18 protein-coding genes and 2 pseudogenes are annotated in these 17,401 nt (G+C 50.6%); 6 read left to right on the forward strand and 14 right to left on the reverse strand.

From position 1 onward, the window contains the following. The first annotated feature begins 178 nt into the window (after positions 1 to 178). On the forward strand, positions 179 to 469 hold the full coding sequence (locus KDW_RS22400) for a hypothetical protein (RefSeq protein WP_151758160.1): 291 nt from the start codon (positions 179 to 181) through the stop codon (positions 467 to 469). Between the two features lie 84 nt (positions 470 to 553). Here KDW_RS22400 and KDW_RS22405 read toward each other — a convergent pair whose 3' ends face one another. Then, positions 554 to 757, reverse strand: coding sequence for a hypothetical protein (locus KDW_RS22405; protein ID WP_151758161.1), 204 nt, complete (start codon positions 755 to 757; stop codon positions 554 to 556). Positions 758 to 770: 13 nt separating this feature from the next. After that, the gene (locus tag KDW_RS22410) at positions 771 to 1,487 is read right to left on the reverse strand and encodes a hypothetical protein (protein ID WP_151758162.1); all 717 of its coding nucleotides are present in this window, start codon (positions 1,485 to 1,487) and stop codon (positions 771 to 773) included. 132 nt (positions 1,488 to 1,619) lie between these two features. Between KDW_RS22410 and KDW_RS22415 the strand changes: the two genes are divergently transcribed. After that, the gene (locus KDW_RS22415; protein WP_151758163.1) at positions 1,620 to 2,516 is read left to right on the forward strand and encodes a DUF2268 domain-containing putative Zn-dependent protease; all 897 of its coding nucleotides are present in this window, start codon (positions 1,620 to 1,622) and stop codon (positions 2,514 to 2,516) included. A 67-nt stretch (positions 2,517 to 2,583) separates the two neighbouring features. Here the strand turns inward: KDW_RS22415 and KDW_RS31940 are convergent, their stop codons facing one another. Both KDW_RS31940 and KDW_RS22425 read right to left on the reverse strand, forming a co-directional pair. Further along, positions 2,584 to 2,760, reverse strand: coding sequence for a hypothetical protein (locus tag KDW_RS31940; protein ID WP_162005512.1), 177 nt, complete (start codon positions 2,758 to 2,760; stop codon positions 2,584 to 2,586). A 116-nt stretch (positions 2,761 to 2,876) separates the two neighbouring features. Next, positions 2,877 to 4,283, reverse strand: coding sequence for a DUF2087 domain-containing protein (locus tag KDW_RS22425; RefSeq protein WP_151758165.1), 1,407 nt, complete (start codon positions 4,281 to 4,283; stop codon positions 2,877 to 2,879). Positions 4,284 to 4,839: 556 nt separating this feature from the next. Between KDW_RS22425 and rho the strand changes: the two genes are divergently transcribed. Beyond that, entirely contained in the window at positions 4,840 to 6,114 is a 1,275-nt protein-coding gene (rho, locus tag KDW_RS22430; protein WP_151758166.1) for a transcription termination factor Rho, read from the forward strand. Between the two features lie 71 nt (positions 6,115 to 6,185). Here the strand turns inward: rho and KDW_RS22435 are convergent, their stop codons facing one another. The 5 genes from KDW_RS22435 to KDW_RS22455 all read right to left on the reverse strand — a co-directional run bounded on the left by KDW_RS22435 (position 6,186) and on the right by KDW_RS22455 (position 10,490). After that, positions 6,186 to 7,061, reverse strand: a complete 876-nt coding sequence (locus tag KDW_RS22435) for an aldo/keto reductase (protein ID WP_151758167.1) — start codon at positions 7,059 to 7,061, stop codon at positions 6,186 to 6,188. 93 nt (positions 7,062 to 7,154) lie between these two features. Continuing rightward, positions 7,155 to 7,358, reverse strand: a complete 204-nt coding sequence (locus KDW_RS22440; RefSeq protein ID WP_151758168.1) for a hypothetical protein — start codon at positions 7,356 to 7,358, stop codon at positions 7,155 to 7,157. 752 nt (positions 7,359 to 8,110) lie between these two features. Then, entirely contained in the window at positions 8,111 to 9,331 is a 1,221-nt protein-coding gene (locus tag KDW_RS22445) for an IS110 family RNA-guided transposase (protein WP_151758169.1), read from the reverse strand. Positions 9,332 to 9,655: 324 nt separating this feature from the next. Next, on the reverse strand, positions 9,656 to 9,871 hold the full coding sequence (locus tag KDW_RS31945) for a hypothetical protein (RefSeq protein WP_162005514.1): 216 nt from the start codon (positions 9,869 to 9,871) through the stop codon (positions 9,656 to 9,658). Between the two features lie 100 nt (positions 9,872 to 9,971). Beyond that, the gene (locus tag KDW_RS22455) at positions 9,972 to 10,490 is read right to left on the reverse strand and encodes a GNAT family N-acetyltransferase (RefSeq protein ID WP_151758171.1); all 519 of its coding nucleotides are present in this window, start codon (positions 10,488 to 10,490) and stop codon (positions 9,972 to 9,974) included. Positions 10,491 to 10,800: 310 nt separating this feature from the next. On the opposite strand from KDW_RS22455, the pseudogene KDW_RS22460 reads away from it, so the two are divergent. From KDW_RS22460 to KDW_RS22470, 3 genes and pseudogenes are all read left to right on the forward strand, one after another. After that, a pseudogene (locus KDW_RS22460) lies at positions 10,801 to 11,655 on the forward strand (nucleotidyltransferase domain-containing protein); the annotation flags it as partial. Between the two features lie 359 nt (positions 11,656 to 12,014). Beyond that, a pseudogene (gene ilvD, locus KDW_RS22465) lies at positions 12,015 to 13,693 on the forward strand (dihydroxy-acid dehydratase). 189 nt (positions 13,694 to 13,882) lie between these two features. After that, complete coding sequence (locus tag KDW_RS22470) at positions 13,883 to 14,461, forward strand: hypothetical protein (RefSeq protein WP_151758173.1); 579 nt, start codon at positions 13,883 to 13,885, stop codon at positions 14,459 to 14,461. Positions 14,462 to 14,476: 15 nt separating this feature from the next. Here the strand turns inward: KDW_RS22470 and KDW_RS22475 are convergent, their stop codons facing one another. From KDW_RS22475 to KDW_RS22495, 5 genes are all read right to left on the reverse strand, one after another. After that, a complete protein-coding gene (locus tag KDW_RS22475; RefSeq protein ID WP_151758174.1) occupies positions 14,477 to 14,989 on the reverse strand; it encodes a VOC family protein in 513 nt (170 codons plus the stop codon). Then, the gene (locus tag KDW_RS22480) at positions 14,917 to 15,294 is read right to left on the reverse strand and encodes a VOC family protein (protein ID WP_151758175.1); all 378 of its coding nucleotides are present in this window, start codon (positions 15,292 to 15,294) and stop codon (positions 14,917 to 14,919) included. The genes KDW_RS22475 and KDW_RS22480 overlap by 73 nt, the downstream gene beginning before the upstream one ends. Before the next feature lie 199 nt (positions 15,295 to 15,493). Continuing rightward, the gene (locus KDW_RS22485; protein WP_151758176.1) at positions 15,494 to 15,919 is read right to left on the reverse strand and encodes a hypothetical protein; all 426 of its coding nucleotides are present in this window, start codon (positions 15,917 to 15,919) and stop codon (positions 15,494 to 15,496) included. Between the two features lie 351 nt (positions 15,920 to 16,270). After that, a complete protein-coding gene (locus KDW_RS22490) occupies positions 16,271 to 16,765 on the reverse strand; it encodes a hypothetical protein (protein WP_151758177.1) in 495 nt (164 codons plus the stop codon). After that, the gene (locus KDW_RS22495) at positions 16,766 to 17,341 is read right to left on the reverse strand and encodes a hypothetical protein (protein ID WP_151758178.1); all 576 of its coding nucleotides are present in this window, start codon (positions 17,339 to 17,341) and stop codon (positions 16,766 to 16,768) included. Between the last annotated feature and the right edge of the window lie 60 nt (positions 17,342 to 17,401).

The raw sequence follows: 17,401 nt of genomic DNA on the forward strand, positions 1-17,401 counted from the left end.
ATGGCAGGTGCTGGTACATTTGTTCCTGATCGTGTTATACTCGTTTCAGCTGATTTGAAAGGTAGCGGGTGGTAAGAACATCCTTGCAGATAGGGCAGGGGAACGCTTCAGCAACACATGTGTTATACTCAGATAACCAAAAGCGTTGAACCCTGGATCGTGTGAAAAGGAAGAGCATATGTCTGAGTCAGGACAAGAGCAGAAGATGGGTAGTAAATTTTTTCTGAGCATGCAGAATCCCAGACAGCGAAAAATCTTCTACTGGATCTGGCATGGCTTGATTGCCTGTGGCATTCTGTTGCTGATTCTATGCTGGCAGTCAGCGTTACCGGTAATTGGCTGTTCTGGTGATTTTGCGCTGATGATGGAAAAAATCGAGATTCTGCTTTTTATCCTGCTCCTGACCAGCCCACTTACCCGTACGTTACGCCAGCGCCTGTTCCCGAAAACCTCTCCCCCCGGGATGTAGCGGTCTATAGATAAACGAATTTTTTTGCTGACTTTATAAAGCTAAAGGCTTGCTTCAGGTCAATCAATGCCAGCAAAAAGCAGGTTAAGATTTTCCAAAGCGTAAGAGCGAAGCAATTTTTTGTCCTACCCAGCGAGCAGCGCCAGTTGGTGCACCTATCCGTTCACCAGAGAATGTCGACGGTACGAAAGAATGATGTTGTGACAGTTCCTGCTGACGATTTTTTTTGTGTTTCTGCTGACGTTTGTTATTTTTGCGTGCTGTTTTTCTGCTACTCGATTTAGACATCGGTGTGTCCTTTCTATGCTCGCGAACGGCTTTGTATACGTTGAGGTAGGAGAAAACCTGTGACAAAGGTGCAACCTGCCAGCAACAAGATCCAGGGCTGGCTACCAAGTGTAGGGAGGATACGGCTCAGCAAGAGGATCGCGCCAATAAGGATGGCACCTACTACTATGAGCAAGCCGCTGGTGGTGATTGTTTCCTTGAGGGATTCACCCGGCAGCTTGTTGGCGATTATTCTGCTTAAAGTATTCAGGGTCGCTACTTTCGCTGGATAGTTGAGTGCGTTGATGTTATCGAGTAAGCGTGCCCGCTCGGCTGCTGAGCGTGTCTTGCCCACAAACTGGGCCAGGGATTGAAAAAAGGCGAAGACCGCGAAGGCAAAGAAACCTACCAGGTAGCTGATAATCCCAAACATGACGGGTATGACCGCCTGGGAATTGACCTGTCCTACAAACAACAATAAGAGCAGCATGAGCACCACCCCTACCATCGCGAGTATCCACCAGATGGTTCCAGCTATGACATGTTTCAAGAAGACATGCACAAAGATTGAGAGAAATCGATCCTTAAAGAAGTGTAATCCTGCCTTGCCAAGCACCTCGGCTTTATCGCGATGGGACAAGGTGCGGGACGCGCGGAGCAGCAGTCCTATCTGCTCGCGGGCTGAAAGGGTCATCAGTGTCTGTGTGAGTTGTTGCTGATCCTGTATTTCGGGATATGGTTCTTGCCTCATGCCTGTTCCACCTCTCTACAGTATACGTGCCAGCAGCCTCAAGTAGCACACATGCTCTTGCATATGACGTAACGTCATGGTTTACACTTGCGTTGTTGAATATGTTTAACAGGCAAATGAAAGGGAATTCGGATGGAAATTACCATTTTTGATACACTCTCTGCTATGCGCGCCATTATTGCAGCACCGATATCTGAACGGCGTGGCGTTTACCGCGAGCGCTTGATTGAGCCATTACGCGACCACTGGAGGACGATAGTGAGCCGGTTTTCATCACAGATGACTGATGATGAAACGATGGCCATGAAGGTGCTCTGGGATGTGGATCTGGAAGCTGATCTCTCGGAGTACACCCAGGCTCTTGACCGCCTGGAGCAGTTTGATGCCTGGACAAAGGCTGCCACTGCTCTGCGCCTGGCTGCGGATACCTTTGAGGCTACCGGCCGCTCATGTAGCGAGTCGCATATTACTGGTGTGATAGTGCTGGGCAATCCACGCGAGCGCATCTTCATGGAATTGAATCGAGGGTATGCAGGCGGCCAGACTCCAGGCTATGTGATACTTCCTATCTGGCCGACCGACTATAATCTACCACGTATTCCTTCTGCCCTTGTGCATGAATTTAACCATCGTGTGCGCCTTACGCACGAACCCTGGCATGCTGGAACAACGGTAGGACAGTATATCGTGTTAGAAGGGCTGGCGGAATCCTTCGCCACCGAACTCTATGGCCCAGAGTATGCTGGTCCATGGGTGAGTGGTCTGAGCGCTGAAGAGGTTACCCGCTCCAAAAAGATTATTGGTGAAGCTCTGGATGTGGATGGCTTTAATCAGCTTCGTCGCTACATCTTTGGTGACGAAACTATGAATGCGTGGGGTGTTCCTGGTCTGGGCCTGCCGCATTGTGCTGGTTATGCCATTGGCTATCAGGTAGTACAGGCCTACATGCAACGCACCGGCCAGACCGCCACCGAGGCCACCTTTATCCCTTATCGTGAGATTATCGAGAAGTCAGAGTTTTTTGCATAAATAGCGTTGCTGGCAGTTGTGTATACTTCTCAACTGCCAGCATATTGCATTGTTTTTCAGTAGCATGTTACATTGGCAAGTCTGGCTGCTTTGAAACATCTTGAAGATGAGCGGCAAAAGCCATTACCCATTCTTGCTGCTCCTGCGTCTCAGGCACGGGATAGCCTCTGGCCTGACTTAATTGCTCAACTGCCTGCTGTGGTGAAAACCCATTGAGTATCAGCAGACTAGCGGCCACTATCACCCACTCCATTCCTTTGCTGCTGATCCAGGTCGAGCAGGGGGAGGTTGGTGCGTTCGACGATGTAGCCAGCATAGGCATAAAAAAAGCCGTGGTAGTATTTACCACGGCTTCGTTGATCAGGCTTCAATCAACCAGTATTGGGAACCATCGGGTTTGCGGTTCATAAAGCGGTATTCATATAAGCCACGCCGCAGGGCGGCTGGATCTTTAAAGGCCGTATGTTTGAGCAGCAGATCATTGACCTCTTTTTCACTATACATGTGACCGTTCTGGAAGAAACTGGCCAGGTGTTCCAGGATTAATAGCTTGTCTTCTTGCTTGGCCGGTGGCCACGTATTGAGCCGACCATCACGATCCATGAAGCGTTTGAGCCCCTGGTTATAACTATCTTCTGGCTCTATATACAGTGCCGCATCGCTTTGCACCAGTTGTTGAATGGCCCGGGCGGTACGAGCAAAGTAATAAGAACTGAGTCGATAGGTTTTGTTGGCTCCTTCGCCACGACGCTCGTAAAGATACTTCATCGAGACGAGTTGTTTCAGGTGACGAGAGACGCTGGACTGGCTCAGGTCCAGGGCCGCAATGATCTCCTGTGACTGTAACTCACTACGTTGCGTCAGCAACTCGATGATTCTCAAGCGTGTCTCATCAGCCAGCGAACCGAGGCGGGCCTGCAGTTCTGCGCGCTTGATTGGTGTGTGACGCATCTGTGCTACGTCATAGGTGGGTGGCTCACTGAAGAAGATGCGCATCACCTCCTTACCACCCCATTCATCGCCATCCCACTCCGCAGCCGTCCAGACGGAGACATGGCGTCCGGTATGCCAGGAAGGCAGGAGCAGGATCTCTGTGCTGTCCCTGATCTTTTCTAAGATCTCGTGGGAAAGCGGGCGTCCGGTGAATTCCTGAAATGTTTCTGCCAGCGAAGTGTCTGGCAGCAGGCTATTGGCAAACATGTCTGACTGCCAGCGCAGCATGCCCTGAACACGCCTCCACTCATTCACGAAAGTAGTTTCCCAGAGCAGTTTCAGATGAGCAATGATGGTGCTCTTGAGCTCTTCTGGATGTTGCAAGAGCGCATGAACCTGCTGCTGAAGCTCTTTATCAAATGGCTGCTCACCATGTGCCTGCTTTACGGTATCCAGATAGGTTGGCAGGTCTGTGATCAGGTATTTTGTATGCGGTGGTGCCGCTTTGGTCCGATGTGAAAAGCGGCGTCGGAGCGGCTCCAGGACGCGTTTGCGCAGTACATACGCATTTAACTCTTCCAGATTATGCAGGTAGGATGGAAAGTTTGGCTCATTGCGCTGCGGCGTCAAAGTATCCTGCAAACCTGCAAAGATCAGGTGATTGGTTGCCCGCTGTTCTGCTGTCAGTCTGGCCGCGGTCTGCATTACCCAGGGACTCAGGTCGCTACGCTGCTCGGCTTCGTTGAGGAGCGCGAAGCTGTTGAGCGCATTACTGACCGGATCAAAGACAACCTGGATGATCTTTTCTGCTGACTTTCCGGAATCGAAGTCCATTTCAATGTGTCCTTTCGCAGGTTTCGTTCCTGTATGATAGGGTATTTGCAATTATGCGTATATGTGCATAATCATAAAATCAAGTATAATAGGAAAAAAATAGAAAGTCAAGAGGGCAGGGAACTGGTTGCCAGAGCTTGTCAGGTAGGATAAAGGAGAGAAATTATCTGTGCTAGAAAGTCTCAGTTGACGATCATTGGTCTTAGGAAGTAAACAATGAGTCAACTGTTTGCGTCAACAGATATGCGGGTGGTAAAAAAATGGGAATATGACCAGTCCTCTCTGTGTTTATACTATTGTAGCTATCATCCCTTCATTATCCACCACGGTTAACACACATAGTATCAATGTTGCGGATCTGTTTTTGCTGCTATTCTTTGTTACTCCATGAGTGTTTCGTTCGCAATGTGGGATTCCCTATTCAGTCCAATGAATTGTACCCATAGTGCGCCCTCATTTTCTTCTATAAGAGACACGCTTCACTGAAAGGAGAAAGGTATCGGCCCATCTCCCGGGACCGCTACTATCTGACCCTATGAAAGATACTTACTCGGTTATGAATAATACAAGCAGTGCCTTGCCTGATCGCGATGATCAACGGCATGCGCTTCATTCATTTGTGCATGCAAATGCAGACACATTTGATCCCATCAAGAAGGAATCGTCATCAGCACATGTGCGTTCATCGGCTCCGTTGTCAGACCAGGATCTGGCGGTGCCGGGTTCCGGTGTGCTGGATATTGTGGAAGATGGTTATGGTTTCTTGCGTTCAGAGCGCTATCTGCCCAGTCCTCAGGACATCTACGTCTCGCATTCGCAAATTCGGCGCTTTGGCTTACGCCAGGCGGATTTTGTGGCGGGACAGGTACGTCCTCCTAAAGATCGTGAGCAGTATGGTGGCTTGCTACGAGTAGAACAGGTTAATGGACGTAGTGCAGAATTATCTCATCCACGCCCTCGATTTGATGCCCTTACTCCTGTTTTTCCTCATCAGATGTTTGATCTGGAGAGTGATCCCGGCAATGTTGCAGGTCGCTTGATGAATCTGGTTTCTCCCATGGGCCGTGGCCAGCGCGGACTGATTGTAGCTCCTCCAAAAGCAGGTAAGACGATCCTGCTCAAGTCGATTGCCAGTGCGATTTCCCACAACTATCCTGATGTCTATCTCATCATGACCTTGATTGGTGAGCGGCCGGAAGAGGTGACTGATCTCAAGCGAGCGATTAATGGTGAGGTGATTAGCTCTACTTTTGACGAGCCAGCGTATGCGCATACACACCTGGCTGAGATGGTGTTGGAGCGAGCCAAGCGGCTGGTTGAAGAGGGTAAGGATGTCGTTGTGTTGCTGGATAGCCTGACGCGTCTGTCACGTGCCTATAACCTGACCGTTGAGGCCAGCGGACGTAGCCTGTCAGGTGGGCTGGATCCAAGCGCGATGACGATGCCAAAGCGCTTCTTTGGCGCGGCCCGCAAATTGGAAGAGGGTGGCAGCCTGACAGTGATTGCAACTGCCTTGATTGAAACTGGTAGCCGCATGGACGATGTGATCTACGAGGAACTTAAAGGTACCGGCAATATGGAATTAGTCCTGAGCCGTAAACTGGCTGAGCGCCGACTCTTCCCGGCCATCGATATCGCGCTTTCCGGTACGCGCCGTGAAGAACTGCTCTATGATCAGCCAACCTATCAAGCCGTGGTGACGATGCGCCGTATGTTTGCTCAACTCTCGGATCAACAGGGAGTTGATGCCATGGAGGCCTTTATCCAGCAATTGGCCAAATCAAAAAGTAATCAAGAGTTTCTGGCAACCTTGAGCAAACGCAGTATGTAGGTACACGTTATAGCTATGGTTAAAAAAGGCTGGCCGTGATCGTTTTAAGCAGCGATCGCGGCCAGACTTGCTTATGCAGGAAAACCTTCCGAGATGGTCTGAAATTCCTGGTCAGTGAGTTGGATTTCGGCGGCGCTGGTGTTTTCTTCCAGATGCTTAATGGAGGCGGTGCCTGGAATGGGAAGCATGACGCAGGCGCGCTTGAGCAGCCAGGCGAGCGCGATCTGACTGGGAGTGGCGTGCCGCTGTCTGGCAATCTCCGCCAGGTGTCCTTGATCACGACTCAGGTCGCCAGTTGCCAGTGGAAACCAGGGAATGAAGCCGATATTTTCTCGCTGGCAGTAGTCAAGTATGTCCTCAGAGGACCTATCGGTCAGGTTATAACGATTCTGGACGGTGACGATGCTGGTCAGTTTGCGTGCCTGTTCCAGTTGTGGAATGCTGACATTGGAGAGGCCGATATGGCGGATCTTGCCTTCAGTCTGAAGCCTGACCAGGGCTCCTAACGAGTCCTCAAAAGGAATTTTTGGATCCGGGGTGTGTAACTGGTAGAGGTCGATACGCTCAAGGCGCAGTCGTTGCAGGCTGCCAAGGAAGGCTTCGCGTAGATGGCCAGGGTGTCCATCGGGATGCCATTGATCGGGTCCGCTGCGGGTAAAACCACCTTTGGTCGCGATGACCAGATGACTGGGATACGGGTAGAGGGCGGCTGCGATCAGGCTTTCGCTGATTTCAGGTCCATAAGAGTTGGCGGTATCAATAAAGTTGATACCCAGTTCCAGGGTTCGTCGAAGCAGGGCCAGCGCTTCTTGCTTATTGGGCGGTGGCCCCCAGATTCCTTTGCCGGTGATGCGCATAGCACCAAAACCCAGTCGATACACACGCAGGTCGCCGCCGATCATAAATGAGCCGCTGGCACTGGCCGGAAGTTGGTTTGTTTGTTGCATTGAAACTACTCCCTTATTGTCTACTATTCAGGCGATGCCACATCCTTTCACTTCATGATCACGCTCTGACTGCGTACTACGTTTCTTTGAGCATCAAAAGCTTTCGAGCAATGAGAGGCGCAGGATCTTATGATTTTCAAGCATCAGCAGAGTCAATAGGGCCTTAACCTTCTCATCATCGATTGGCAGTAAGTGTTGTAAACGATCGATGTCCTGCACATCTCCTCTTGTCCGGGTGTCATCTTGCTGGTTTATGGATACGTTGCTGTCAATATAGGTGTTCTTCCTGGATTGCATAATGATATTCCCCCTGTCCTGGCTAAAAAGTCTCTCATTATATATATCTATCTTTCGTGCCAAAGTGTTACGCGTTTACGACACCAATTTTGAATTATTTACAGTTAATATAATAATGAGTTTATTTATGTGGTAAAAATTCGTTTTGTTGGATAAGGAAGAACGTTGACACAGAGTTGTGGGAGAGATGGACAGAGGTTGTGGTTGAGGAAGGTGCTGAGAGAAGGGATTGTGATGGCTGCGCTCGTGGAGGAAGGTTTAGCTGCCACAAGGGCTAATACTTTTCGGTTAAGCGCATTCTGGTTGAGATGGGGAGACCTGTTGTACCGGCAGCCCCCGGTCGCCAATATTTTTCGTTGAAGCGCTTTTGTGGCCATAAAAATAGTACGTGGAGAGGGCGCCACACGCGAGACGCTCTCTGTCAAGGGGGGCCAAAAAAGACCTTTTCAGCTCATATCCCGAAGGCTTTTTGAGCACAGACTGACCCAGTGCCCTGATGCTGGGTGTGCAACCAGCACACCCAGATGATGAGACAGGGTACGGTCGTTCAATGGGTGAGGCTCGTTTCGCTTTTGACTCGCCGTGGTCTCAAGCCCGCTGCTCTTCCCCCTTGACTCCACGGGCGCCAGAGGCCTCCCATTGAAGCAAAGAGTTGCTGTATCGGTTCCAATCGCGGATCTCTAGGTGCTCCGCTGTCGCGTGCTGCCGTGATCTGCACGGCATGCCGTGCAGATCACGGCAGCACGCACCGCTCAGGCGGCCGCTGGCGCATGGCGAGCCTGGGCTTGTACAAACGTGTCCTCCTGATAGGTCTCTTTCTTGCGCCGCATCGCCCAGATAATCCGAAGCCATGTATTGGCCAGCCCCCGAAAAATGGTCGCACTCTTTTTGCCTTGCTTCTTTTTCTGGTCATGATACGCTCGCGCCCAACTGATGTTCTTGCAACTCTCTGCCGCCAACAGATACACTGTAGCGCGAAGCGTTTTGCTACACGCTTGGCGTTGCACTACATAGCGACTGTTGCCGCTTTGTTTGGTGACTGGAGCGGTGCCTGCGAGTTGTTGCGCGACGGCGACAGTGGCTTCATGAGGGTCAATGACCGCCAACTCCGCCAGCAACCGCGGGCCCAATCGCTTGCCAGAATTGGGGAGGCTCGCGAAGACCTCATATTCATCTTGCTGCTGATAGAGCTCCTCAATGGCCAGATCATAGTCATGGATCTGCGCCATGAGGGTGTGCAGTTGGGCGACCAGCGTTTGCGCCAGTCGGGATTTGGCATGCACCACCGCCGCGCTCGCCTCCAGGTGCGGTTGTTGAAGCAGTGGCCAGACCCGTTGCGCACACGGTAGGGGATGAGGATGGCGTGCCTGTTTGAAGATCTGGGTCAGCTCCTCTACGCTTGCCTGATGTGCCTGCTCAGGAGTCGGATAGGCGACGATGAAAGCGAGCAAACTTTTCTGCAACGTGGTCCCTTTGTCAAAGGCGTCGAGGACCACCGGGTAGTACGCTTTCAAGCACGCGCGGAGTTGATTCGCCAGACGCGTCTGCGCTCCAATCAATCCCTGCTGATCACGCACCAACAGTTGCAGTTCCTGCAACCCCTGCTCTGGCAGATGCAGGGGCCTCAAATCACGCCAATCACTGCGGGCGATTTTGGCCAGGGTGTAGGCATCAAGCAGGTCGGATTTGGCGCCGGAGACGGGACGCCAGCGATCAACCGTTTTAGGATTGATAGGATACGGGACAAAATTGGCCTTCAGCAAAGCGGTCACGAGTAAATTGGTCTTGGTTTCCAGCACACAGATCATCTCATCTTGATGATCGGGGCCAGTAAGTGCGCGTAAGCGCGTAATCAAGGAGGCAACTCCTGCGGCAGTATGGTCAATCCGTAGGCGCAGGCACAGCGCTCCTTCATGGTCGAGGACGACCACATCATGATGGGTGTCAGCCCAATCGATACCAGTAAACCACATAGCAATGCTCCTTTGAAATGAAAGGGAACGCTCCAAGGCGGATCGAGCCTTCTACTGGCGCTCGAAGCGCAACGCTCTCGTGTGATTACGACCTTGGAAAGCACCTGGAAATACAGGTCTCGCGTTGGCAGTCTCTTCGCGAAGAAGAGCCGCGGGCCGGCAGGGTATTTTCCAGGTGGAGTCCCGTTGCTTCACTCTATCGCATCATCCTTTCTGCTGTCCAAGTGAAGCATTCAGTACTCATGCCAAAAGTATAACGTAGAAGGCCGGCATGCGGCGTGATGGTGGAGCGAGGGCTCAACGAGCATCGCATGCCTGTGGCGCCTACACCGAGACGGATCCTGTTTCGTGATCCTTCGCACCGGTACGGGTAGGATCCACGCGATCTCCACCACGTTGCTGCGCGAGCAGGCGACGGCACCCACGATCCCTGTAGGCGCCACAGCACTGCGAGTCGTTCTTGCACGCTGGCCTGCGCAAACGCAGCAGTGCGGCCTCCGCGTGTGGCGCCCTCTCACGTACACCTTGCTTGCTGGTCACGTCCAACCATCTCTCAACGTCTCGCTAAGTGAAAAGTATTAGCCACAAGGGCTGCCGGGACGGGTGCTGGCGCCGATCCATGGATCGGCGCGTTTGGGCGTTATGCGTCGGCGGGATTGGGTTTGTTGATAGCGTAGAGGCGAAAATGTTGACCCCATTGATCAACATCGCGTTCATACTGCATACCAATCTTCTCAGCGATGTGGATCGAGACAGCGTTCTCAGGCGGAATCAAAGAGACCAGGCGCGTGAAGCCAAGTTGCTTCAAGCCATATTCCTTCAGGGCTTCGGTACCTTCCAGGGCCAGATTATTCTGCCAGTAAGGCCGGGCCAGTACATATGCCAGTTCGATCTCTTCTTGTCCCTGGACTTCTTGTTTCAGGAGCCCGCAATGTCCGACAAAGCTTTGATCGCTTTTGCGGATCGTGGCAAAAAATGAGTGCCCATAAATCTGGTATTCCCGGATGTAGCCGTTCAAGACGCGCCTGACTTCGTCCCGACTGCGGGGACCACCCAGGAAACGCGTAACTTCTGGATCGGTATAGAGGGCAGTCATAGCGTCTAGATCGTCCAGCGTTAACGGCCGGAAAAGCAACTGCTCCGTCTCTAAAATAATCATGTACAATCCTTACTTCTACTAGCATGAAAAATAACGTCCCTGTCCAACCCTGTCCGCTTTACCTGTTCATTATATGCCTCTCTGCTGGTTGTGACAAACCTGATAGGCAGATGGATATGACTATAGTTTGACAGGTACCTGTTTTTGAGGGTATAAAAGGCATAATGATGGATATTATTTATGGAAGGTTATCGTGATATAGTATGAAAATTGATCTTATTTGTTGTTTCAGTGATAAAGATGTGCAATCGGCTTTACAGAACTTTGTTGAACTTTATGAAACTATTTTTCCCGCTCAGATAGCGGCTATTATGTGGAAGGAAGTTATGCTGATGAGACGGCGGTCCAGACCAGCGATGTGGATATCGTGGTCATTTTTAAGGATCAATATGCGTCGCCGTCTGTGTGCGAACAGGCTGAGCTTCTCTGGCAACGGCTCTCGCTGCCTGCAAACATTGACTTTGATCTAACGATTATCGCCGAGGAGAGCTTACGCGCAGGTGTATTGCCGTATCTGAAGTTGGCCAGTCGCTTGATCTATGGTGAGGATGTCTGCCAGCGCTATCCGCTGCTGTCCCTGGCAGAGTGGACCTCTGATCGCATGCATGCCGCGTACTGGCTCTGCCTAAATGTCTATCAGCGACCGCTACCATTTCAACTGCCACTGGATTTTCCGGATCCAACAGATGCATTTTTTGGCTATACCAGGCGCGCAATTACACTATCTGATGGGACTGAAGTGCCCTGTACACGCAATATTATCCGCACAACTGGCTGGGCAGCTACTGGTTTGCTGGCACTCCAGGCGGGCCAGTATGTGGCTCGTAAGCGGGATTGCCATCGTTTGTATCGCCAGTATATTGGGGATGAATGGTCTGCACTATTAGAAGAGATCTATGTGTATTGTCGTGGCGAGTGGCAGTATTTACTACCTGATGATCCTGGAGCGCGTGCACGCTTGCACTCTATCTGTGAACGTATGCTGCAATTTGAGCGTCATTTTCTTATACAGTATCGAGTATATCTACTGGCGCAATTGCAGCAAGCAGAAGGCAAGCTGCTTGAACACACACTCTGGGTACAAGAACAGGTCCCCTGGAATGATGTGGAGATCCAGGATGCTGTACAGACAGCCAGACAAAGACAACAAACTTCCTGTCATTGAATGGTGTGTATTTGAACACGAGCAGTGTCGGTTCCGCAACGTATCCCAAAAGATGTGTCAAAATGTCCACCTCCCTATAGTTTAAATAACAGGTTTTAACTCCTGATAAGGCTTTGTGACCAGATTCAGACAGGTGGAGCGTGGCAACTGTGTTATACTTGAGTCCTATTGGGATCTTTTTGAGGACCGTGTAGTAAAATGAAAAGAAGCATAGCGAATTCCATCAGCGAGGATGCGAGTATTTTTGCTTAAGAAAAGACGCCCATAGGGGAGTTATGACACGTTCAGGTTTGCTTCTTCAGAGCATTCAATTCAACTGTCAGGTGGGAATGAATCCCTGCCTGCTGTAAGGAGGCGCCATGCGTTCAGATCAGATTAAGCTCGGCTTCGAGCGCGCTCCTCACCGTGGTTTGCTGCGTGCAACCGGTGTCGTAGGTGAGAATGATTTTAAAAAGCCATTTATCGCGGTCTGCAATTCTTACATTGATATTGTGCCTGGTCATGTGCATTTGCAGGCTTTTGGCAAGCTGGTGAAGGATGCTATTCGAGCCGCGGGCGGCGTGCCGTTTGAGTTTAATACCATTGGTGTCGATGATGGCATTGCTATGGGCCATATCGGTATGAAGTATTCTCTGCCCAGCCGTGAATTGATTGCTGACTGTGTTGAGACGGTGATTGAGGCGCACCGCTTTGATGGAATGGTGTGTATTCCTAACTGCGATAAGATTGTGCCGGGGATGCTGATGGCGGCGATGCGTCTGGATGTGCCGACTATTTTTGTGAGTGGTGGTCCCATGGCGGCTGGTAAACTGGCGGATGGTCGTAGCGTTGATCTGATCAGTATTTTCGAGGGTGTAGGCGCGTACCAGGCTGGCACAATTAATGATGAGCAGTTGCTGGAACTGGAACAGCAGAGCTGTCCTTCCTGCGGTTCGTGTTCGGGTATGTTTACGGCGAACTCGATGAACTGTTTGATGGAGGCGATGGGTCTGGCGCTCCCAGGCAACGGGTCGCGGCTGGCTACCTCTGAAGCGCGGCGTGAGCTGGCGCGTGCCGCTGGTCGGCAGATTCTTGAGCTGGTGCAGGCCAATCTCACCCCTCGCCAGATCGTGAATGAAGAGACCATCGACAACGCGTTTGCCCTGGATATGGCCATGGGCGGCTCAACCAATACCGTCCTGCATACGCTGGCGCTGGCCCGTGAGGCCGGTGTTGAGTATTCGCTGGAGCGCATCAATCAGGTAGCGGCCCGTACACCCCATCTCTGTAAGGTCAGTCCGGCTGGTAAGTGGCACATGGAGGATGTTGATCGCGCTGGCGGCATCGGGGCTATCCTTAAAGAGCTTTCGCGCAAAGAAGGAATCCTCAATCTGGATCGACCGACCGTGACGCTGCGCACTCTGGGTGAAAATATTGCTGAAGCCGAGGTTGAGGATCGTGAAGTGATTCACGCTATTGATGATCCTTATAGTGAGCAGGGTGGTCTGGCCATACTCTTTGGTAATCTGGCCCCGAAGGTGCGGTGGTGAAAATAGCGGCCGTCGCACCTGCGATGCTCAAGCACACGGGCCCGGCGCGCATCTATAACTCGCAAGAGGAAGCCTGTGCCGGCATCCTTAATGGGCAGGTCAAAGAAGGGGATGTCGTCGTGATCCGTTATGAGGGTCCTCGTGGGGGGCCGGGTATGCAAGAGATGCTGGCGCCGACCGCCAATATTATGGGTATGGGCCTGGGAGAAAAAGTCGCGCTGATCACCGATGGCCGCTTCTCTGGTGGTACGCGTGGAGCCTGTATTGGCCACGTTTCTCCTGAAGCCGCCGCTGATGGACCAATTGCGGCCCTGCTAGATGGTGACATGATCCATCTGGATCTGCAGGAGCGGCGCCTGGATGTGCAACTGACACCCGAGCAGATCACCGAGCGCTTGAGTCAGGTCACGCACGTCAAAGGACGCGTCAAAAGTTCCTGGCTACGTCGCTACGCATCGATGGTCACCTCCGCCCACACTGGAGCGGTCCTGGCGGTACCAGAAATCTAATATACTTAGTAGCTATCCAATCCGTGAAGCGTTCCTGATGCAGGGACGCTTCTTTGCTGTGTATTGTGTATAAATGGACTATAGCGGTGCAAAGAAATACAGACATGTGTTATACTCAAGCTATATTTCTCTTCTCGTTTCCTTTCATCTCACACGTAATGGATAACAGCATTTCTGAAAGGGACCTTTATGCAACAATCGTATTATCGATCTGCTCGCGTACACCGCAGAAGTAATATTGCTTTAATCAGCGGACTCACGCTGGCGATGATTGCCGGGCTTATCATCTTTGGTATTGGCTTCTGGACCGATTTTCATAACTTTCCAGCCACCAATATGCTTCCAGGTCTGGCCTTCCTCTTTGCCATCTTTGGCACCCCTTTTCTGGCTGGACTGCTTGGGACGCTTGGATCGGGACGTGTCGATACAGGCTCGGGAGCGGGTGGTTGGACTGGTTTTATTATTGGTCTCTTTCTGAGCGTCTATATCTATATCTTCTCGTTATTCAATCCGCCGATCACTGTTTCCCCGCAGATACTACAGCAGATTCATGATCAATTGGCGCAACATGGTATCTTGATCTCACTTCAATCTGTCCAGATCAATATTGGTTCCCAGTTGCCCATCACGACTATTCTCCTGGTTGCTGCTGTCCTGATCGTTATCTGGATTGGCCTTGGCACGCTGATTGGCACGCTTGGGGCGTTGATTGGAAAAATCTTCTCACCACGGCCAAAGGATGATATACGACCCGGGGTGAGAAGATAAGGTTCTTGAAATTGCTTAAGGGAGAACGACCACAGTCATACCATCGGGATCCTGGATGGTGGTGGGTTCCATCCCTGGTCGCCTGATTTCATAGAAATCGATGCCGTACATATCGGGTTCGACCGGTTTGACGTTGCGGCCAGCCCACAGGTTGGTGCCTAGATGGTGATGGTAGCCATCCCAGGACAGGAAGTAGGCCTGTTGTTCAATGCCAATCATGCGTTGCAGGCCAAAGGTGCGCTGATAAAAATCATAGGTGCGGTCAAGATCGCCAACATTGAGATGCATATGACCGAGACGCAGGCCGTTGGAGAAGCCGGTAAAGTCATGGGACTGCTTCAGCAATTGAGGCGCATCGAGGGGCACTGTATCCATCGCGACAACACCATCGCGGATTGGCCACTCTTCGCGTGGACGATCCACATAAACTTCGATCCCGTTGCCTTCTGGATCGGTCAGATAGAGTGCCTGGCTGACCAGATGGTCTGAGGCACCTCCCAGCGGGACGTTATGGTTGCGTTCCAGCACGTACTGTAAAAAGGATCCCAACTCGGCTCATCCGGAACCAGCAGGGCGAAGTGGAACAGGCCAGCAGTATGGCGTGGCCGTGGCCGTCCACCTGGTAGGGTACGTAGTTGTAGTAGTTCGTTTGTGCCAGCCCCAAGGCCAACGCTGCCATTGCCATCCACGTCGCGCTCATCGCGTACGACTGTTAGTCCTAAACGCTGATAATAATCAAGGCTACGCTGCATATTCTGGACGCGCAGGCCCACCCGGCGCAATGGCCAGTTCTTCACGGTTTCCTGCTGCTCTGTATGTGGATCTATTGCCATGAGTTGGAATCTCCAGGTCTATTATTGTTTGCTTACTTACTTATTGTCAGTTCGTGACAATAGTATAGCACATACTGCCGGAAATAGATACCGCTAATACCTCTGAGCAGAGCTTTCCTTCTTTAATTAACAGAGAGATAGCCGGACTGAATGCTACTTTCCGGTCCGACCATCTCTCTGTTGAAAGCTTTTGAAAGCTTTATTGGGGGTCGTAACAAGTTGTTGCGTATGTTGTTTCTGGCTGTTGGAATCCCTGGGGGAGTTGTAATTGAACGGTTAGTGGGCCGTCTGGCATCGCATAATGGTTGGATTTGCCAGTTGGAACATTGATGGTTACGAGCCTCTCTTGTATAGAAGGGATGGCTGGAATAGCTACATGCATACTAACCGATGCCTTGCTAGCGTTTAATGATGGGAATGAGATCTGCATACTGGCGCTATGCAGGTCGGTGGTATTGCGATTTTCCATGCGCATAAATAATAGGCCAACCGCGTCTTCCCGATGACATGCAACTAAAATAAGACCCTGTTGGCCAGGATCTGAGGCCAGTTCATCACTACAGCCGCTTAATGTGGCTACCAGGAGGCAACAGCATATAAAAAAGAATGAGATTTGACGGACCATTGTTTTGCTCCTCAGTATCTATGATCAGTTAAGCAATGTGTGTGTGTTCTTGATTTTTACTCATGAACATGTTGATACGTAGTTTTCTCGCCGTTTGCCAGCTTTGTCGCTTGAATAAAAGCAACACTGCCTGGATTAATGTGCCCCAGACGACTATGAATAAAAGTGGATCAATTAATATATACAGGCGCATGTAATCATAAGTACGGTAGCCGCCAGTTATAGTAAGTATGATGCCATACATACAGATTATGATCAGGAGTACCATGAGTTGTACTATTGATTTTTTGCGCCTCTTTTTAAAGCAGAATAAACAGAGCCATAAAGCAGCGCAGAATGGAAATATTACATTCACTGGATAAATAAGCATCGATGTTTGCTGCAGGTAATATAGCGGATCACCAAATAGGCCTGTGCTATTGACGCGTGATTCCTGATAACATGCTGTAAGCGATGGAAAGAAGAGTGGGAAAGTTTTAAGAGCGAAAGTCTTGGGTGATGTATGATAATGGACTGAGAATATTTCCCTATTTCGGCAGCATGATTGTCAAAAAGTTTGGGATCACGCGCCATCATCACGTAAGGATCGTGCAGATGTTTCTTGAGATGACTGTCTATCTGGTGGCTGATAGCTACAGCACGTTGATCCGTAGGCTCTACATTATCCTGCATATTATATTGGAGGATTTTTCCTAGCATATTAATATTGGTAATCCAGGTTGTACCAGAAAAGTTGTTCTGGGTAGCATTAATATAGATATATCCACCAGCTATGCTATAAAGAATTATCAATCCAGCGATTGCATGGGGGAGAAAACGGCGTAGTAACTGTTTCCAATGTGACATCTAGAGGACATATGCCAGGATAAATGGTGGTAAATAGAGCCATTCAGGTCGGGTCATAAAGAGGAGTAACATCCAGCCCATGCTGAGCCAGAGCAGGCGGCGTTGAAAGGTTTTGAGGAAAAGCACGGTTGTCAATGTTAAGGAAACCAGTAACCAGAGCCCGATCCCTTCAGTCATCAAGGGTTTAACATAAGAGAGCAGCGTGAGATTTGCACCTACGAGCAGACCCATGATGAGCGCGAGCCAGGCGCGCTTAAATACCAGAGCCGCTATTACATAAACTTCTAGTGTTGCAACAACAAAGAGAATCGCTTGAGCAATGCTGACCGCCTCAATGTTACCCTGTCCCATTACTGCGTAGATTGCGCTAATGAAGAGAGGATAAAATGGCAGACGCCAGAAGTTGACAAGTTGGCCTGTGTTGCTAATCAGGTTGACTACATACAGGTAGCTCCATGAATCGGGCAGGACCTCAGCTCGTGGATGATTGAGATAGAAACCTGTCACAATCAGGCTACTTAGTAGCGTGAGTAGTAATGCCAGGAACACATAACGCGAGAATAGACGTTTCTGCATAAAGTATAGACTTTCCATATGAATTATAACAAAGATGCGTTTTGTGAAAAAGCATAAACC

The sequence above is a fragment of the Dictyobacter vulcani genome (assembly GCF_008974265.1).
GTDB classification, from domain to species: domain Bacteria; phylum Chloroflexota; class Ktedonobacteria; order Ktedonobacterales; family Ktedonobacteraceae; genus Dictyobacter; species Dictyobacter vulcani.

Bases quoted from the DNA above. Each gene is read 5' to 3' on its own strand.
- KDW_RS22455 (WP_151758171.1), bottom strand. From the start codon at position 10,490: ATGATTATTTTAGAGACGGAGCAGTTGCTTTTCCGGCCGTTAACGCTG.
- KDW_RS22425 (WP_151758165.1), bottom strand. From the start codon at position 4,283: ATGGACTTCGATTCCGGAAAGTCAGCAGAAAAGATCATCCAGGTTGTC.
- KDW_RS22415 (WP_151758163.1), top strand. From the start codon at position 1,620: ATGGAAATTACCATTTTTGATACACTCTCTGCTATGCGCGCCATTATT.
- KDW_RS22445 (WP_151758169.1), bottom strand. From the start codon at position 9,331: ATGTGGTTTACTGGTATCGATTGGGCTGACACCCATCATGATGTGGTC.
- rho (WP_151758166.1), top strand. From the start codon at position 4,840: ATGAATAATACAAGCAGTGCCTTGCCTGATCGCGATGATCAACGGCAT.
- KDW_RS22495 (WP_151758178.1), bottom strand. From the start codon at position 17,341: ATGCAGAAACGTCTATTCTCGCGTTATGTGTTCCTGGCATTACTACTC.
- KDW_RS22480 (WP_151758175.1), bottom strand. From the start codon at position 15,294: ATGGCAATAGATCCACATACAGAGCAGCAGGAAACCGTGAAGAACTGG.
- KDW_RS22405 (WP_151758161.1), bottom strand. From the start codon at position 757: ATGTCTAAATCGAGTAGCAGAAAAACAGCACGCAAAAATAACAAACGT.
- KDW_RS22410 (WP_151758162.1), bottom strand. From the start codon at position 1,487: ATGAGGCAAGAACCATATCCCGAAATACAGGATCAGCAACAACTCACA.
- KDW_RS22490 (WP_151758177.1), bottom strand. From the start codon at position 16,765: ATGTCACATTGGAAACAGTTACTACGCCGTTTTCTCCCCCATGCAATC.
- KDW_RS22400 (WP_151758160.1), top strand. From the start codon at position 179: ATGTCTGAGTCAGGACAAGAGCAGAAGATGGGTAGTAAATTTTTTCTG.
- KDW_RS22470 (WP_151758173.1), top strand. From the start codon at position 13,883: ATGCAACAATCGTATTATCGATCTGCTCGCGTACACCGCAGAAGTAAT.
- KDW_RS22435 (WP_151758167.1), bottom strand. From the start codon at position 7,061: ATGCAACAAACAAACCAACTTCCGGCCAGTGCCAGCGGCTCATTTATG.
- KDW_RS22485 (WP_151758176.1), bottom strand. From the start codon at position 15,919: ATGGTCCGTCAAATCTCATTCTTTTTTATATGCTGTTGCCTCCTGGTA.
- KDW_RS22440 (WP_151758168.1), bottom strand. From the start codon at position 7,358: ATGCAATCCAGGAAGAACACCTATATTGACAGCAACGTATCCATAAAC.